Here is a 15648-nt window from a genome sequence, read left to right as displayed (position 1 = left end):
AGGGCAGGACCTGTGTGTTACAGTCACAGGGGTGCCGGCATCGTGGTTACCGGAACGAATTATGTACCTGGTTGAACAATGTGTTTGTTAAAAATTCAGTGATAAAAGTGTGATCGACTTCACCTTCTTTATTACAGGTGGTAGCTGCTGTGAAGAAAGAACCGGGCTGGCAACAACGGCGATATGGTTTGTGGGTTGTGCAATAACAATTTACTAGTTTTTTTTAATTATAGCAGAATAATTTTTCCGTTAATTTCGGCGCTATACCATCAAACCTTTTCATGCGCCCATTCCGGACTTTCCGCCGTTTTAATGAGCTGGCCTCCGCCCAGCAGTTTGCCAGCTTTTTGCGGGAAAATGGCATTCCGGCAGAAGTGGAAAACATACCTCCACTGCTGGATGCCGTTATCATTGGACAGCAATTGACAGCCAGTATCAGTGTAAAAGTGCCAGATAATTATTTCCTGCAGGTTGGCACCTTACTCAAGGAAAATATAGCCATCGATATAGATGCCGTAGAGCCGGAATATTACCTGCTCTCTTTCACAGATTCAGAACTGCTAGACATTATACGCCATCCCGATGAATGGGGCGATTATGACAATGCCCTGGCCATAGCTTTACTGCGTAAGCGTGGCATTCCCATTACCGGTACTTTTATAGAAAGTGCACAGGAGAAACGGATAGCGCAACTGGGCGCGCCGGTGTCTGTGAAAATAGATGCCCTTATCGGCGCTTACCTCCTGGCCTTTTTATGTGGGATAGGCTGGGTACTGCACTATGTGTTTGGTATGGTAGTAATGGCTTTCGCTATCGGTACGGGCGCTGCGTTTTTATGGGCGCGCAAAACATTGCCAGATGGCAATAGCGTACCAGTGTTCGATGAACAGACGCGCCGCCACGGCAAACGTATATTGCTGGTTGCATTGGTAATGGTGCCGGTATGGTTTATATTGCTTAACTACTTTCTTTCCAAACGTTGATCAGCGCATCTGCTGCATCAATTATAGCTAGGGGGTTTTTGCTAAATATGGCCGCTCCCAGGGTAACGGCAGCGGTAGCTATGTCAATAGCTTTTTGCACCTTGGTGAGTTGCTTATAAGAAACCGTCATTTCCTGCGAAATCGTTTTGATCTGCGCTAGTGCATTTTCCACGTCATCCATGACCAATGTGGCGGATTGTGTGAACAGGTCGTCTGCATAATTCAGCAGGCTCCAATGAAGGTCACTGAATTGTTTGTTTTGGGCTTTGGTAAGTTTGCCAAAATGAAGATAGCGGTAGTCGCCCACCGATTGCGCCATGCCTAAAAAATCATTGGCGAGTTCCGTCAGTTGTTTTGCCGTCAGCGATGCCATGATCAGTGGTTGTTTTTAAGTTTATTGAACGCATCCACCAGATCGTTTACCTGGTCGGAATATTCGGTGAGGACTGCTTTACATGCCGCAAGGGTAAGCCTTTCTCTTTCTTCATACAGCTTTTGATGGCCCTTGGCCAGCTTGTCCAGCCCTTTAGCAAAAACTTCCAGTTCGGCAGCCTTTGTTTTTAAAGTCTGTGCCGTGGCATGGTAGTCTTGTATAGCTTTGGTACGTTCATATTGCGTAGCCACGCTGTCGTTCGCCAGGTCGAAATACAGGCTTTGCAAGCGGGCTTGCTGTGCCTTCAGCTTACCACCCAGGTTATCCCTGATATTAAAAGCCAATGCCTGCAATAATTCCTGCACAGGCGCATTGGCGGTGTTGATGTATTCTCTTACTTTCTGGTGTTTGTAGAAGCCCGCTATAACATCCGTTATCAAGCCTGCCAGCTGAGTATAAGCTGTTGCCTGTGGTTTAGTGATGGTAACACTACCAAAACTACCTGCCTGTAAGCTTTTGGAGAAGCCGGAAGTTTTGTATTTGCCAGTTTCTTTGCCGGATAATTTGGACAATGCATCGAAATAGGTTTTAAGCCCTTTACAGATAACAGTGGTTACGCTATCGGCAGTGCTATCTGCGGCGCAGTGGCAGTCTGTGGTCATGAGCTGTAAATCACGCAGGGCCATAATGCCGCAAGCGTCGTCGCAGGCCTGGGAAAAACTGTAACCCAGCGCATCGTAAGTTTTCAATTGGGTGGTGGAAGTGGTAGCATAATCGCTCACATGTTGGAGGTTTACACAACTGCATAACAGCAGGACCAGGAGCAGCAACAAATGCCAGCTCCCTTTGGGGTTAAGATAAATATAGGTTTTCATTCAGTGCAAAATTGTTTTGTAAAACGTAGGGGTTTGTAAAATAAATATACAGTATTTTTCTTATACTTCAAAGGTCAGGAGAGCGTGCTGGCTGGCGGTGTGCAGGTCGCGCCATACACGGTTGATCTCTGTTTGGGGGTTGGCTGCAGCCATACCGCAGTAAGGATAAAGGGTATCTACCGCCTGAAGAGCGGCTCTCGCCAGTGCACGGCTGCTGTGGCTTACATCATGCAGTAAATGATCGGATATGGTATGTTGCGCTACACAATATTGCCAGGCCGCTTCCACTGCCGAATGAAGTGCGCTGCGGTGGGTAGTGAGTGCCTGAGAGGCCTGGGTAAATACTGCTTGCATCGTCTGTTGCTGTACGGAAGTAATGTGGGTTTTAGCGGCCAATTGCACGGCTGCGGCATCGAGAAAATGGAGGGCCATACCGCCTATGTTTGCCCCCAAGGTGGCTTCCGCCAGCTGCAGGAAGGGAAAATAATACAGGGGAGCTTTCACCTGCACCGATGCTGGATCTATCTTAAACAATCGCTCTTCCGGTATCCATACATCATTTACCGAAAAAGAGTCACTACCGGTGGCCACCATGCCTAATGTATGCCAGGTAGGTTGCAATGTTACCTCGCTGCGTAAAAAGGCGAGGGTGAGTACTTCTTCCGTGCCGGCCAGTGAACAGTTGGCTGTAAAAACCGTGGCATGTTTTACCCCGCTGGCATACTGCCAGCTACCGCGCACCCGGTAACCATTATTTTCACGTGTAGCCATTCCCGTTATAGCGCCGCTTCCGGCCAGGCATACTGCGGGGTCACTGAATATGCGCGTGGCAAAAGCCGGTTTCATAAAGCCGCCAAACCATCCGGCACCCGCGCACAGGGTAAATACCCAGCCCATACTGCCATCTGCCCATCCCATAGCCTCTTCTAGCGCTACCAGTTGGGGCAGGGAATATTCCAGTCCTCCGTAAACGGCCGGCACCGCTGCTTTCAACCAGTGCTGCGCATACAGCAGTTCCAGTTGTGCAGGATGCAGTTGCTGCAAGGCTTCCGCCTGCGAGGCGTGGGTCCGGATAAGGTGGGTAAAAGCGATGGGCAGTAACGCCGAAGGGTGTGTCATGTTGCAAAAATAGAAAAAGGGCGTAACGCGCTGTGCGTTATGCCCCCGATTTAATTAAAATTGGCAATTTATGGCTATTAGACCCTTTCGCCGGTTTTTTTAGGAAGATATTTGACTTACCGGCCCCAGTGTCCACGATGCCAGGCATAGCCGTGAGGATGGTTTTCCCAGTATCCACCGTGCCATACATGTCCGGGATGAGGTGGCCTTTCCCAGTGAGGGCGCACATATTCATAACGACCGCCCCGGTAAATCCAGTCTTCATTAATCCACACTGCATCAGGGTAAGGCGGGGCAGGGCGTGTTACTACATAGCCAGGAGCTATCGGCCTTTCCCGCACCACTACTGCGGAGGGTACGCAAGCGGTCAGCACAAATGCAGTGGTTATGACCACCTGCAGGTATTGCAACATCTTTTTCATGATATCGTTTTTTGAAAGACAATCAATAAATGTCACGGGCAAAACCATCACCTCTTTTTACATAAGCAACATGTGCTTCCTGCCTTACAGGGTGTTGCTCTTTGCGCAAGGTAAGTGCCTGTTTTTTTTCGGCTTGCCGGTGTGTTATTTTGTGGTGCGTGATCCGGGTGGGATGCTCGTGGGGAATATTATTTACGGGGAATGTATAATAAGTTTGCGCGCTGGCAACGTGAATAGTCAGTATGGACATCAACAAGGTGCCAATTAGTAGGATTGCTTTCATGTTCATGCGTTTTAATTGATAAATTAGATGCGCATGGATGTAATTGGTTTAACCCGCAAACCTTAATAAAAACTTAAAACCGCAAAAGGCACAGGATTATGTTTGTTGCCAGGTATGAGCAACAAAGACAAGTAAAGTAATTTCCTGCATTTAGGAGTAAAGATTGTCTTAAAATGATCCGTGTGCTGTCAGGCCTAGACTCGCGTAGATATTAAATGGCAGCGGGTTTGCAGAAAACGGATAAGAAGTTCCAAAAATCTAACCCCTGGAAATCAAATATATGCGGTTCTGCACGGGGGCAGCCACTTCCAGCTCGCGGTAAGTAACATTGTTTTCAAGTGGAATAACGCCTTGATCTTGAAGAGGGGTAGCCTCGTAAAAACATCCTTCTTCTCCGTGCAGGTAGATGCTGATATGTTTCAGCGACATGTTGTTCAACTCATTCACCTGCTGTACGAACGCAGCAATCAAGTTTTCTAATTTTTTTTCGTTGAATGCTTTCTTTGCTGTAAACGTTGGCTGGGTGTTCATATGGATGTAATGTTGACAGGGTGATAACATATTTTCCTTTTGATAATTTTATGAGGATTTCTTTTCTTGTAAAACAGGCTGAAGATGGGGTAAAAAAAGCCGTGTTATTGAAAAAGTATCCTTACTACGTTGAAACAAAAATATAAAATTTATTCTATTTAAAGGACAAAAGAATTTACTATGAAGGATAACCAAATAGTAATGATTTTGGGTATGAAAAAAGTGGGGGGAGAGGCAAAAAGGTGTATATTTTCAGGGTATTTTCACACGATCATGCTTAAACCCCAGGTGGATGATAAAATTATTTTGTTTATTATTTTTGGATATGGATTAGTGCGGTAACTCACACACAAAAGAGCGCCTTAACCTTGGATACGCTGATTTAAACAGAAAATGCATTGGCCGGGATGAGTGCATACCCAGCTGCCATAAAAGCAGGATTTCTGCATTACCTGGTTAGCAGTGGCTACCTGTTTAGAGGGGGGCATCCGAAAAACAATATGGCCACCTTTAATCATTTCCCGGACAGCGGGATAGCCTCCCTTAGTTGGTTCCCATCAATAGTGAACATGGCTGCCGTTGGCAATTGAGGCTCACTTCCAAACGGAAAGAATTTTTGCATACGGGGATGGATATACGAAAATAATCACTGGAAAATTTAGCAGCAGTGCTAGCGGCTTAATGATCGCAGGCATTTATATTTGAGGTAGTAGTGATGAGAACAACAAGCCTTAAATTAAGGACGATAAGAAATTCAGGATGTGATATTATAAAAGATCAGGTGCACGAACTAAATTTTACTATCCAATCGGATAGTGTTAATTACTGTTAATCTGTAGTAAATTGTAATGCAGTAGAAACCGGTGGATGCCAGAAAAAAAGCCATTTATGGCTTACAATCAATGGATTGGGCAGGTACAAAAAAAGGCCCCCGCAAGAAATTGCAGGGGCATACCATTTAACCTATATTCTGTACTGTAGCATCTAGTGAAGGTATAGCGCTTTCGCCGTTTTGAAGGTACTTTAGGCGCTATCTGACAACATTTTAATCAATTTTTAATTTCATCCCCGCTTTCGCGTTCCTTTCAAATGTTGTACGGTATAAAGACGGCCATTGATACGCGAAGTTTAAAAGGAGGGGAGAAATTTGTAAAATATTTTTTCCGCTACCATGGCGGATTAGAACCGCATTAGAAGGAAGACTTCACTAAATACGTTTTTTAAATTTTACCATGAATCGCATAGACCGGCTTACCGCTATTTTAATACATCTGCAAAGTAAGAAGATCGTGAAGGCTGCAGAAATAGCCGATCGTTTCAGTATGAGCTTACGCACCGTGTACCGTGATATAAAGGCATTGCAGGAGGCGGGCGTGCCCATTGGTGCAGAAGCAGGCACTGGTTATTATATTGTGGAAGGTTACCACCTGCCACCAGTCATGTTTAATGAGCAGGAGGCAGCCGCCCTGCTCACTGGCGAGAAGATGATGGAACAATTTGGGGATCAGAGCATCCGCCAGCAATTTGCATCCGCCATGAAAAAAATACGGGCCGTGCTGCGGAGTACTGATAAAGACTTTCTTGAAAACCTGGAAGCACAAATTGCCATCCTGAGATCATCTGATCCTGTACAGGACGATTTTCCCAATCGTTTTGTAACGCCCCTCCAGCAAGCCCTTGCCCGGCAACAAGTGATAAGCTTAGAGTACAGCACGGTGATGGATGGCCATCAATCTAAACGCGTGGTAGAACCCATTGGTCTTTTTTATAGCCATAGCCGCTGGCACCTCATAGCATGGTGTCGCTTGCGGCAGGACTACCGCGACTTTCGGGCAGACCGCATTAAAGCGCTGACCATAACTAATGAAATATTTAAAAGGGAAAAACGCATCTCCCTGCAGGATTACCTGGATCTACAGAAAAACCGCCCCGATGATATGCAGCACCTCGTGATCATGCATGTGCGCAAAGACGTGGCCAACCAAATGCAAACGTTTAAAAGGGAGTACGGCCTACTCACCGAAGCACCCTTGGAAAATGGTTTTGAAATGACTTTCCTTGTAAGCTGCCTGGACTACTTTGCCCGCTGGATTCTCACGTGTGGTGATGGGGTAAAGGTCATTAGCCCGGTAGAGCTGATCACTACCGTCCGAAACCAGGTGCAGGCATTGCAGGACCACCATGGAATCTAGTAACCTAATTTTAACTCCTCCTGACATACTGTTGTCATACCCATGCATTTGTTTTGTTATCAAATACAAATGCCATGGAAAAACGAAGGAATTGTTACGTATTAGTATACAAAGGTTATGCAGACTGGCAGCCAGCCCTTTCCATGTACGGGTTGCATCAATGCACCGACTTGGCCGTTACCATCTTTTCGATCGATAGTGGGCCGGTAAGCTCCGCGGCTAACCTTTCCATAACACCATACACCTTCCTGGATGCACTACACCCTGAATCTATTGACCTGCTTATCCTGCCCGGCGGTATAGCCTTGCAACAACATGATCCGGCCCTGCATGGAATACTCCAGCTGCTCCAATATATGATACAGCAGCCGCAGCCGGCTTGTAGTGAACCCTCCACGCTGCTGGTCCGCAGTGGTAGGCTGGAGCAGGGAACACATACCAGTCATGCACTGCCTTCCCTGCCAATCGCCGCTCCGGAACACGGGACAGCCTGCCGGTTTTTAGCCGCCTACGCTGTAGACGATGGGAATGTAATCACCGTCAGCAATACGCAGCCCGTTGCCGTCGAGGAAAACAGCAGCCATCATTTTAGCCTGATGGAAAATAAAGATTTCCGGTGCTGGTTCGGTTGCTTTCATGCGGCAGGCACACCCCTTTTGGAGAAGGCCGCGCCATTTTACCCCACCGCTTTACGGTAACCATGGCCGGCATGGTGGAAATGCGCTATAAAACCCCTAAAGCCCTGTGCCACGGTGCCCTGGCTGCCGGTCTAGGGATTGATGGCTACCAGCAATGGCATTACCTCGGCTGCTATGGCAACCCCGATTCGGAATTGGAATTATGGTCAGGTTTTCTGGTCGTTATGCTCAAAAATGTATACGCACCCCATGGTTTGGTCAGAGTGCCCGCATTTGCCTGCGTAAGGGTATTGCACAAGGGTGCATGAAATGCGCTGGGCAGTACGTGTAAAAAGTGGCATACCGGGGTCCGTAATTAATAGTGGTATGCAGGTAAACGGGGAATACAAGGAGCATTATATTCACTTCGAATTTGAACACCCGGAAAATAATCTTAGCCAGGTGCAGGTAGGCGTTGCCTAAATAATATGGAAGCATAACTATGACATGCTGTAGGAAGTCATAAAAAATATTAGCAAGGACAATAGAAAAATGTAGGAAGATAAGTCGGGGAATAGGTTTCAGGGAATGGTTGTCAATAAGGAAGAACGATTATCGTTCATTGTCGCCCAGGCCTAGCAGCTCTATGGCTTGTTGTGCCGCAATCTGGCTGGCGTCTTTTTTATTAAAGGCTTTTCCGCTACAAATTAGTTCTCCATCTACCATAGCCCCTACGGTGAAGATGCGGCGGCCACTGTCCATTTGTTCCTCCAGCAGTTCAAACTCCAGGTTCTTACCATTCTTGTTGGCCCAACCATACAATTTGTTCTTATGGTTCATTTCCACGATCTCCAGCGCTTCCAGGTCTATGTAGGGTACCAGTAAACGCTTGTGTACAAATTGTTTGGTGCGGTTGTAGCCTTTATCGAGGTATACTGCGCCTACAAGTGCTTCCAGTGTATTGCCAAAGATTTGGCTGATCTTCAAGAAGCTGTTATACTTATCGTAGATGGTGAGTTTGCGCAGGCCCATTTTAATCGCGATGTCATTTAATTGCTGGCGATTCACAATTTTGGAGCGCATCTCCGTGAGATAACCTTCTGTTTTGTAGGGATATTTTTTAAAAAGGTAGTCGCCAATGATAGCACCAAGGATCGCATCGCCCAGGTATTCCAGCCGTTCATTGCTTTCCAGAAATTTTTCCTTGCTGGAACGGTGACTAAGGGCTACTTCATACAATGCAAAATTACCCGGCACAAATCCGAGTAAATTCAAAAGGTCTTTGTATAACTGCCTTTTTTTTGGATTGAAACGATATAAAAACCCTGGTATAATATTCACGCTATTCGGCAACGAATTTTTTGAAAATAACGGAGGCATTATGTCCACCAAAGCCGAAGGTATTGCAAACTGCTGCTCTTACCTCCCGCTGCTGTGCGACGTTAAAGGTAAAATTTAATTTTGGGTCCAGTTGCGGGTCATCTGTGAAGTGATTGATGGTGGGAGGTACAAGGCCGTGTTCAATCGCTTTGATGCAGGCAATAGATTCAATAGCACCGGCAGCCCCGAGGAGATGGCCGGTCATAGATTTGGTAGAACTGATATTGAGCTGGTATGCAGCGTCGCCAAATACGTGCTGTATGGCCTTAATTTCGGCAATGTCGCCCAGGGGAGTAGAGGTACCGTGTACGTTTATGTAGTCGATATCACTTGGTAACAAGCCTGCATCTTCCAAGGCCCGGTTCATCACCAGGCGGGCGCCCAATCCTTCCGGATGGGGGGCGGTAAGATGGTAGGCGTCTGCGGAGGCGCCCCCTCCACCCAGCTCGGCATAAATATGGGCGCCGCGCTCCAGGGCATGCTCATACGATTCTAGCACCAGGGCACCAGCCCCTTCTCCCATCACAAAACCATCCCGGTCCAGATCGAATGGGCGGGAAGCAGTGAGAGGGTCTTCATTGCGTTCAGATAAGGCTTTCATGGCATTAAACCCACCCACACAAGCTTCATTGATCACATTTTCAGAACCACCGGTAATGATCATATCGGCCAGGCCATAACGGATATGGTGCAAAGCTTCGATGATGGCATTGGTGGCGGAGGCGCAGGCCGAGGCTACTGCAAAATTAGGCCCCCGGAAGCCGTGGCGCATAGAAATCTGGCCGGCGGCAATGTCCAAAATAAGGCGTGGGATCAGGAAAGGGCTGAAACGGGGGGTACCATCACCAGTATAAAACTCTTTTAACTCGTTGCAAAAACCAATCATCCCACCGATTCCGGATGCCCAGATTACTCCAATGCGGTCCAGATTTACACTGTTACGATCAATTTTAGCATCAAGCACGGCCTCATCGGCGGCAATAACGGCTGTTTGTGTGAAGGGGTCCATTTTACGGGCCTCCTTCTTGTCTAAATAACGGGTAGGGTCGAAATCTTTGAGCTCGCAGGCAAAGCGGGTCTTGAACTTCGCAGTGTCAAACTGCTTGATAAACCCGGCGCCAGACACACCGTTCGCCAATCCCTGCCAATAATCAGCGGTAGAATTGCCGAGCGGTGTAAGTGCGCCTAAACCGGTAACGACTACTCGTCTTGGTTGCATTAAAACAAATCTGATTAGTAGGATTATTTTACGTGTTCTTCCAGGTAAGCAACTGCCTGGCCAACAGTGGTAATAGTTTCAGCTTGTTCGTCAGGAATGGAGATGTTGAATTCTTTTTCGAATTCCATAATCAGTTCTACCGTATCCAAAGAGTCAGCGCCTAAGTCGTTGGTAAAGCTGGCTTCAGGAGTTACCTCTGCTTCTTCAACGCCTAATTTGTCAATAATGATCTTTTTAACTCTTGATGCAATGTCTGACATAATTTTAAGTGTTTTTGGTTTAAACTTGAGTGCAAAAATATAATTTTTATTGAATTGCCAATGATAAGGGTAAATTTTAACCTCCCACACATAGCCCGTTTCCGGCCCCTAGCACATCCGCAAATACCCCTAAACCTAGGCTCCCATTGATTTTCCGCTGTGCCATGATGCCTTAAATATCATACCAACTTATTCACCATTTAACAGCCCCGGCAACCTTTTATCGATCGGTTAACCTTCCTTAATAGTGGCATGGCGGCACATCGCCCGTCCTTTTATTACTTTTGTTCGCTTGTTAAAAAGGAACATGCGCCCGGTTCCTTTTCCCAAAGGCCCTATAACAGAACAACAGATCGACCCTCATAATATTATACATATAAATTAAAATAGCAAATAGCTAGAAGGTATTTATAAATTACTATAATGGCGCACTGTAGCAGTGGGTATCACCTATTTCATTGTTCATATAATAGCCGATAAAGCAACAACAGCTGGTATTGCTAAAGGCAAATGGAATAATAAAACACTGCTTGCCAATGCTTATGTGGTGAAAAACAATATAAAGATGCAAAGCTCAATGTAGAATATTATCAACTAGTCTGGAAAACTTCTGCACCAAGTTGGCGCTTGATCTCAACAATCCTTTTAAAAATTACGAATATTAAGCTGGCCCTTTCCCTGGAGGAAGAAAATTTAACACTTGCCAAAGAAAATGCCATGGTGGCGCTGGAGCGTTTAATAAGGTGTATCCACTAAGATAGCGGTAAAAAACAGACCCAAGACTGTCTGATCCAGGCCCGGTTTAAAGCCAAAGGGGCGGAAACGGAGCTGTTGCGCCTAAAGGGAGCATTACTAAAATAGAAGGAAGGCTGCTAGCTCAAAGCACTTTTTTTAGGCGTACGCTATTCAGGCAGCCAGCTAAGTGCTGCACTGCAAAAGTTATGAATGGGCAAGCTAATGGTTAGGCAACTAGCAAGGGCATAAAAAAAGCCGGCATTTTGCCTGGCTTACTACAAAAAGAAAACCCCGCCCAAAAGAGCAGGGTCTGTCCTATTTATCCCTATACCTATGAAATACGTAATTAAAAAACTATTCAGATAATACTCCGCTTTCGCTGATCAGTACTGCTTTGTCAGTACCGTTATCCTGAATATTTGCTTTGTAGTAAGAGGCCACATCTGCACGTTCTATCTTCACAACATCCTTCACACTGGCAGACGGATATTTAGCCTTTACCGTATTTAATACCAAGTCTGGAATATTGTTTGGCTGAAATTGCCTGTGTGTAGAAACCCAGGTGCCTTCAGGCTTAAATACCGCAGTGGTCTTAATATCTTGTTTATCAAAAGCAGCAGTCCAGTTACCACCATTGGTTTTAGTCCACTTGGCATCTGCAACGTCCGCAAAACTTTGAGAGAAAGCTTCTTTTACAGGTTCCGGAGCTTCTACCTTAACAACCTCTGATGTTTTCTTGGAGGATTTTACTGTTTTAGCTGTTCTACGCTGTGCAAAACCTATGCCGGAAGAGAATAAGACTGCACACAAAAATACTATAACTTTTTTCATGGTTCGATATGGTTTTAACCTAAAGTCGGGTGTATGGATAAAGGTTTTTCAATTCCGCATAAATGCTAAAACAATGCCAAAACGCAAGTTGATAATATCTTATTGTAAAATAACGGAAAATTTCTCTAAAATTATAAAATCACCTTACTTTTTTGCTAAATGATTGTAAGGGTTCCCCGCCGGATTTCGTAACTTTGCAGGCATTTTGGGTGCATTATGCCCTTTTTGAAGCATCATTATAAAATAAGTACCACCGGATTTAATATTATGGCCAATAAATACGAGGAATATAATCAACTGAACCTGCCGAAACTGGAAAAAGACATACTGGATCGCTGGCAAGTTCAGCAAACTTTCGAGGAAAGTGTCAGCAACCGGGAGGGCGCAACGCCTTTCGTGTTTTTTGAAGGCCCGCCTAGTGCCAACGGTATGCCTGGCATTCACCACGTTATTTCCCGTACCCTTAAAGACCTGGTATGCCGCTATAAAACAATGCAGGGATTCCAGGTTAAGCGCAAAGGTGGATGGGATACCCATGGGCTACCTGTGGAGCTTGGTGTGGAAAAATTGCTCGGTATCACTAAAGACGATATCGGCAAAAAAATTTCTGTGGAGGATTACAATGAGGCTTGCCGCCGGGAAGTGTTGAAGTTTAAGAACGAATGGGACGAACTTACCCGTAAAATGGGATATTGGGTAGACCTGAAAGATCCCTACATCACTTTCGACAATAAATATATAGAAAGTCTATGGTGGTGCCTGCAAACCTTATATAAAAAGGGATTGCTGTATAAAAGCAAGAGCATACAGCCTTACTCCCCTGCTGCTGGTACCGGCCTCAGCTCGCATGAACTGAACCAACCCGGTTGTTATAAAAATGTAAAAGATACCACCATCGTGGCCATGTTTAAGGCCAAACGGAATGAAAAGTCGCAGTTCCTGTTCAACGCAGCCGGTTCTGACGAAGTGTTTTTCCTTGCATGGACTACCACCCCCTGGACTTTACCCTCTAACCTGGGTCTTACGGTGGGTGCCCATATTGAATATGTACTGGTTAAAACCCTAAATCCATACACCCACGTGCTGCAAAATGTAATACTGGCAAAGGATTTATTGGGTAAATACTTTAAGCCTGAGGGCGAAAATGCCGATTTCAACGCTTATCAAGAAGGCGATAAAGTACTTCCCTGGAAAATACTGACTTCCGCTAAAGGTTCTCAATTGGAGGAGATCCGCTATGAACAGCTTCTTCCATATGCCCTTCCCGAAAGCGGCGACCCCTTCCGGGTGATCATCGGCGACTTTGTGACTACAGAGGATGGCACGGGGATTGTACACACCGCGCCAGCTTTCGGCGCCGATGATAATCGTGTAGGTAAAAAGTATAATATCGGCATATTAACATTGGTAGATCGTCAGGGTAAGTTTACAGAAAACGTGGGCGAATTCTCTCACCGTTTTGTGAAAAATTTCCGGGACGATCCGGATTATAAAGATGTGGATGTAGACATCTCCGTAAAGCTAAAAAAAGAAGACCGGGCATTTCGTGTAGAGAAATACGAGCATACCTACCCCCATTGCTGGCGAACAGATAAGCCTGTTTTGTACTATCCACTAGATGCATGGTTTATCAAAACCACTGCCCTGAAAGATAGGATGGTGGAATTAAATAAAACCATTAACTGGAAACCGGCCTTTACCGGAACCGGTCGTTTCGGTAACTGGTTAGAAAATATGGTAGACTGGAACCTGAGCCGAAGCCGCTATTGGGGTACGCCGCTGCCCGTGTGGAGAACCGAGGAAGGTGATGAAGAAATTTGCATTGGCTCCATTGCAGAGCTGACCACCGAAGTAAACAAAGCCATTGCTGCAGGTGTTATGAAGGCCGATGCCCTTAAATGGAAGGGCGACCGGCTAGACATGGATCTGCACAAACCATTTGTTGATAACGTGATCCTGGTAAGTTCCAAAGGAAAACCCATGTTCCGGGAACCCGACCTGATCGACGTTTGGTTTGATAGTGGTGCCATGCCTTATGCACAATGGCACTACCCATTTGAAAACCAGGAAGTATTTGCCAGGAATTTTCCGGCAGACTTTATTGCAGAGGGCGTAGATCAGACCCGGGGATGGTTTTACACTTTGCATGCCCTGGGGGTAATGCTCTTTGATAGTGTGGCGTTTAAAGCAGTGGTATCCAATGGTTTGGTACTTGATAAGAATGGCGTGAAAATGAGTAAGCGCCTGGGGAATGTTATTAATCCCTTCGAGACCATAGAAACATTTGGGGCAGATGCCACACGCTGGTACCTGATTACCAATGCATCGCCCTGGGATAGCCTGAAATTTGACCTGGATGGTATTAAAGAAGTACAGCGCAAACTATTTGCTACACTCTACAATACCTATAACTTCTTTGCGATGTATGCTAACTTGGACGGATTTACCTTCCAGGAAGCTTATATCCCACTGGAAGAACGCCCGGAAATAGACCGCTGGATTATTTCCCTGCTCAATACCCTGGTGAAGAAAGTAACCGCGAGTATGGACGACTTTGAGCCTACCCAGGCTGGGCGCGCTATCCAAGAGTTTGTGGACGAACACCTTAGTAACTGGTATGTACGTTTGTGCCGCCGTCGCTTCTGGAAAGGTGAATACGAGAAAGATAAAATCTCTGCTTACCAGACTTTGTACGAATGCCTGGAAAAACTTTCGCAGATAATGGCCCCCGTATCGCCCTTTTTCTCCGACTGGCTATTCAGTAATTTGAACAATATCTCTGGCCGGGTAAAACAGGCAAAGTCTGTACACCTGACTAACTTCCCGGTGGTGAATGCCGCCGCGATAGATCCGGAACTGGAAGAAAGGATGCAATTGGCGCAAGACGTTTCTTCCCTGGTGCTTTCCCTGCGTAAGAAGGTGAAGATCAATGTACGCCAGCCTTTGCAGAAAATATTGATACCCGTGAGTGATGCTCACCTGAAAACACAGCTTGGCGATGTAGCGCATTTGATAAAAAGTGAGGTGAATGTTAAAGACATTGAGTATCTTACGGAAACGGAAGGTTTCATTAAGAAGAAGATTAAGCCCAACTACAAGTCGCTCGGTAGCAAAATGGGGGCAAAGATGAAAGCGGTTGCCCATGCAATCGGTGAATTCAACGCCACCGATATCACCACGCTGGAAAAAGCAGGAGAATTCCACTTAACTGTTGAAAAGGAACCAGTTATATTAACGTTGAGCGATGTAGACATTATTTCTGAGGACATTCCGGGATGGACAGTAGCCAATAAAGGTTCCCTAACCGTAGCGCTGGATATCACGATTACCCCTGAATTATTGGACGAGGGCAATGCCCGTGAATTGGTAAACCGGATACAAAAGATCCGGAAGGACAGTGGATTTGAGCTAACCGATCGCATTACCGTACAGGTTGGCGCTGTGGATGGGCTTAGGTCAGCGTTGATTAATTTTAATGATTATATTTGCACGGAAATTTTGGCAGATAGTCTGGAATTGGTGACGGATTTGCAGCAGGGTATAGAAGTAGAAGTTAATGATTTAAAATTCAATGTATTAGTTAACAAAAAAAGCTAATTCCCCATGGCAACAAAAAAGAAAGTTGCTAATAAAACAACAAAGAAGGTTGTGCCGGCTAAGAAAGCTGTAGCCCCAAAGGCTGCAGCCAAGAAGGCTGCGCCTGCTGTAGCTAAAAAGGCAACACCTGCGTCTAAACCTGCTCCTAAAAAGGTAGTTGTTAAGAAATCAGCACCTGTAGCACCTAAAGCCGCGCCTAAAAAGGCTGCACCACCCAAAACTGTCTCCAAA

Annotated in this window: 16 protein-coding genes; 5 read left to right on the top strand and 11 right to left on the bottom strand. The window is 45.9% G+C overall.

The genetic code is table 11. The features are described 5' to 3' along the window. Window positions 1-281: 281 nt before the first annotated feature. The gene (locus GA0116948_RS10710; protein ID WP_089711957.1) at window positions 282-983 is read left to right on the top strand and encodes a hypothetical protein; all 702 of its coding nucleotides are present in this window, start codon (window positions 282-284) and stop codon (window positions 981-983) included. Here GA0116948_RS10710 and GA0116948_RS10705 read toward each other — a convergent pair. From GA0116948_RS10705 to GA0116948_RS10680, 6 genes are all read right to left on the bottom strand, one after another. Then, the gene (locus tag GA0116948_RS10705) at window positions 958-1356 is read right to left on the bottom strand and encodes a hypothetical protein (RefSeq protein ID WP_089711955.1); all 399 of its coding nucleotides are present in this window, start codon (window positions 1354-1356) and stop codon (window positions 958-960) included. The two genes, GA0116948_RS10710 and GA0116948_RS10705, sit on opposite strands and share 26 nt — an antisense overlap. Before the next feature lie 2 nt (window positions 1357-1358). Further along, window positions 1359-2231 carry a hypothetical protein gene (locus tag GA0116948_RS10700; RefSeq protein ID WP_089711953.1) on the bottom strand — a complete coding sequence of 291 codons (873 nt, stop codon included), beginning with the start codon at window positions 2229-2231 and terminating at the stop codon, window positions 1359-1361. A 60-nt stretch (window positions 2232-2291) separates the two neighbouring features. Beyond that, on the bottom strand, window positions 2292-3350 hold the full coding sequence (locus tag GA0116948_RS10695) for an acyl-CoA dehydrogenase family protein (protein WP_089711951.1): 1059 nt from the start codon (window positions 3348-3350) through the stop codon (window positions 2292-2294). A 116-nt stretch (window positions 3351-3466) separates the two neighbouring features. Next, window positions 3467-3772: a YXWGXW repeat-containing protein gene (locus GA0116948_RS10690; protein ID WP_089711949.1), complete on the bottom strand. Its 306-nt coding sequence runs from the start codon at window positions 3770-3772 to the stop codon at window positions 3467-3469. Window positions 3773-3794: 22 nt separating this feature from the next. Then, window positions 3795-4055 carry a hypothetical protein gene (locus GA0116948_RS10685; protein WP_123891706.1) on the bottom strand — a complete coding sequence of 87 codons (261 nt, stop codon included), beginning with the start codon at window positions 4053-4055 and terminating at the stop codon, window positions 3795-3797. A gap of 258 nt (window positions 4056-4313) precedes the next feature. Further along, window positions 4314-4586: a hypothetical protein gene (locus GA0116948_RS10680; RefSeq protein WP_089711945.1), complete on the bottom strand. Its 273-nt coding sequence runs from the start codon at window positions 4584-4586 to the stop codon at window positions 4314-4316. Between the two features lie 180 nt (window positions 4587-4766). Here GA0116948_RS10680 and GA0116948_RS21255 point away from each other — a divergent pair, with 180 nt between their 5' ends. From GA0116948_RS21255 to GA0116948_RS10670, 3 genes are all read left to right on the top strand, one after another. Further along, a complete protein-coding gene (locus tag GA0116948_RS21255; RefSeq protein ID WP_165798345.1) occupies window positions 4767-4928 on the top strand; it encodes a hypothetical protein in 162 nt (53 codons plus the stop codon). 890 nt (window positions 4929-5818) lie between these two features. Further along, a complete protein-coding gene (locus GA0116948_RS10675) occupies window positions 5819-6778 on the top strand; it encodes a helix-turn-helix transcriptional regulator (RefSeq protein WP_089711943.1) in 960 nt (319 codons plus the stop codon). Between the two features lie 74 nt (window positions 6779-6852). Then, entirely contained in the window at window positions 6853-7476 is a 624-nt protein-coding gene (locus GA0116948_RS10670) for a DJ-1/PfpI family protein (RefSeq protein WP_089711941.1), read from the top strand. Between the two features lie 531 nt (window positions 7477-8007). Here GA0116948_RS10670 and rnc read toward each other — a convergent pair. The 4 genes from rnc to GA0116948_RS10645 form a co-directional block, all read right to left on the bottom strand. Then, window positions 8008-8670: a ribonuclease III gene (gene rnc / locus GA0116948_RS10660; protein ID WP_240619145.1), complete on the bottom strand. Its 663-nt coding sequence runs from the start codon at window positions 8668-8670 to the stop codon at window positions 8008-8010. A 67-nt stretch (window positions 8671-8737) separates the two neighbouring features. Further along, entirely contained in the window at window positions 8738-9994 is a 1257-nt protein-coding gene (fabF, locus tag GA0116948_RS10655) for a beta-ketoacyl-ACP synthase II (protein ID WP_089711936.1), read from the bottom strand. 23 nt (window positions 9995-10017) lie between these two features. Next, window positions 10018-10254 carry an acyl carrier protein gene (locus tag GA0116948_RS10650; protein WP_089712145.1) on the bottom strand — a complete coding sequence of 79 codons (237 nt, stop codon included), beginning with the start codon at window positions 10252-10254 and terminating at the stop codon, window positions 10018-10020. 1089 nt (window positions 10255-11343) lie between these two features. Then, window positions 11344-11820, bottom strand: coding sequence for a PepSY-like domain-containing protein (locus tag GA0116948_RS10645; RefSeq protein ID WP_089711934.1), 477 nt, complete (start codon window positions 11818-11820; stop codon window positions 11344-11346). Window positions 11821-12087: 267 nt separating this feature from the next. Here GA0116948_RS10645 and ileS point away from each other — a divergent pair, with 267 nt between their 5' ends. Then, complete coding sequence (ileS, locus tag GA0116948_RS10640; protein ID WP_089712143.1) at window positions 12088-15417, top strand: isoleucine--tRNA ligase; 3330 nt, start codon at window positions 12088-12090, stop codon at window positions 15415-15417. Here the strand turns inward: ileS and GA0116948_RS21055 are convergent. Then, entirely contained in the window at window positions 15414-15647 is a 234-nt protein-coding gene (locus tag GA0116948_RS21055) for a hypothetical protein (RefSeq protein WP_139111384.1), read from the bottom strand. The two genes, ileS and GA0116948_RS21055, sit on opposite strands and share 4 nt — an antisense overlap. Between the last annotated feature and the right edge of the window lies 1 nt (window position 15648).

The organism is Chitinophaga costaii, assembly GCF_900094705.1.
GTDB classification, from domain to species: Bacteria; Bacteroidota; Bacteroidia; order Chitinophagales; family Chitinophagaceae; genus Chitinophaga; species Chitinophaga costaii.
The sequence above is the reverse complement of the archived record's forward strand: the minus strand, read 5'-3'. Positions and strand labels throughout refer to the sequence as shown.

What these genes read in the sequence shown, in the direction of transcription:
- GA0116948_RS10670 (WP_089711941.1), top strand. Translation starts at nt 6,853, where the DNA reads ATGGAAAAACGAAGGAATTGTTACGTATTAGTATACAAAGGTTATGCA.
- GA0116948_RS10700 (WP_089711953.1), bottom strand. Translation starts at nt 2,231, where the DNA reads ATGAAAACCTATATTTATCTTAACCCCAAAGGGAGCTGGCATTTGTTG.
- GA0116948_RS10710 (WP_089711957.1), top strand. Translation starts at nt 282, where the DNA reads ATGCGCCCATTCCGGACTTTCCGCCGTTTTAATGAGCTGGCCTCCGCC.
- fabF (WP_089711936.1), bottom strand. Translation starts at nt 9,994, where the DNA reads ATGCAACCAAGACGAGTAGTCGTTACCGGTTTAGGCGCACTTACACCG.
- GA0116948_RS10690 (WP_089711949.1), bottom strand. Translation starts at nt 3,772, where the DNA reads ATGAAAAAGATGTTGCAATACCTGCAGGTGGTCATAACCACTGCATTT.
- GA0116948_RS10680 (WP_089711945.1), bottom strand. Translation starts at nt 4,586, where the DNA reads ATGAACACCCAGCCAACGTTTACAGCAAAGAAAGCATTCAACGAAAAA.
- GA0116948_RS10675 (WP_089711943.1), top strand. Translation starts at nt 5,819, where the DNA reads ATGAATCGCATAGACCGGCTTACCGCTATTTTAATACATCTGCAAAGT.
- GA0116948_RS10695 (WP_089711951.1), bottom strand. Translation starts at nt 3,350, where the DNA reads ATGACACACCCTTCGGCGTTACTGCCCATCGCTTTTACCCACCTTATC.
- GA0116948_RS10705 (WP_089711955.1), bottom strand. Translation starts at nt 1,356, where the DNA reads ATGGCATCGCTGACGGCAAAACAACTGACGGAACTCGCCAATGATTTT.
- ileS (WP_089712143.1), top strand. Translation starts at nt 12,088, where the DNA reads ATGGCCAATAAATACGAGGAATATAATCAACTGAACCTGCCGAAACTG.
- GA0116948_RS10650 (WP_089712145.1), bottom strand. Translation starts at nt 10,254, where the DNA reads ATGTCAGACATTGCATCAAGAGTTAAAAAGATCATTATTGACAAATTA.
- GA0116948_RS21255 (WP_165798345.1), top strand. Translation starts at nt 4,767, where the DNA reads ATGAAGGATAACCAAATAGTAATGATTTTGGGTATGAAAAAAGTGGGG.
- GA0116948_RS10685 (WP_123891706.1), bottom strand. Translation starts at nt 4,055, where the DNA reads ATGAAAGCAATCCTACTAATTGGCACCTTGTTGATGTCCATACTGACT.
- GA0116948_RS10645 (WP_089711934.1), bottom strand. Translation starts at nt 11,820, where the DNA reads ATGAAAAAAGTTATAGTATTTTTGTGTGCAGTCTTATTCTCTTCCGGC.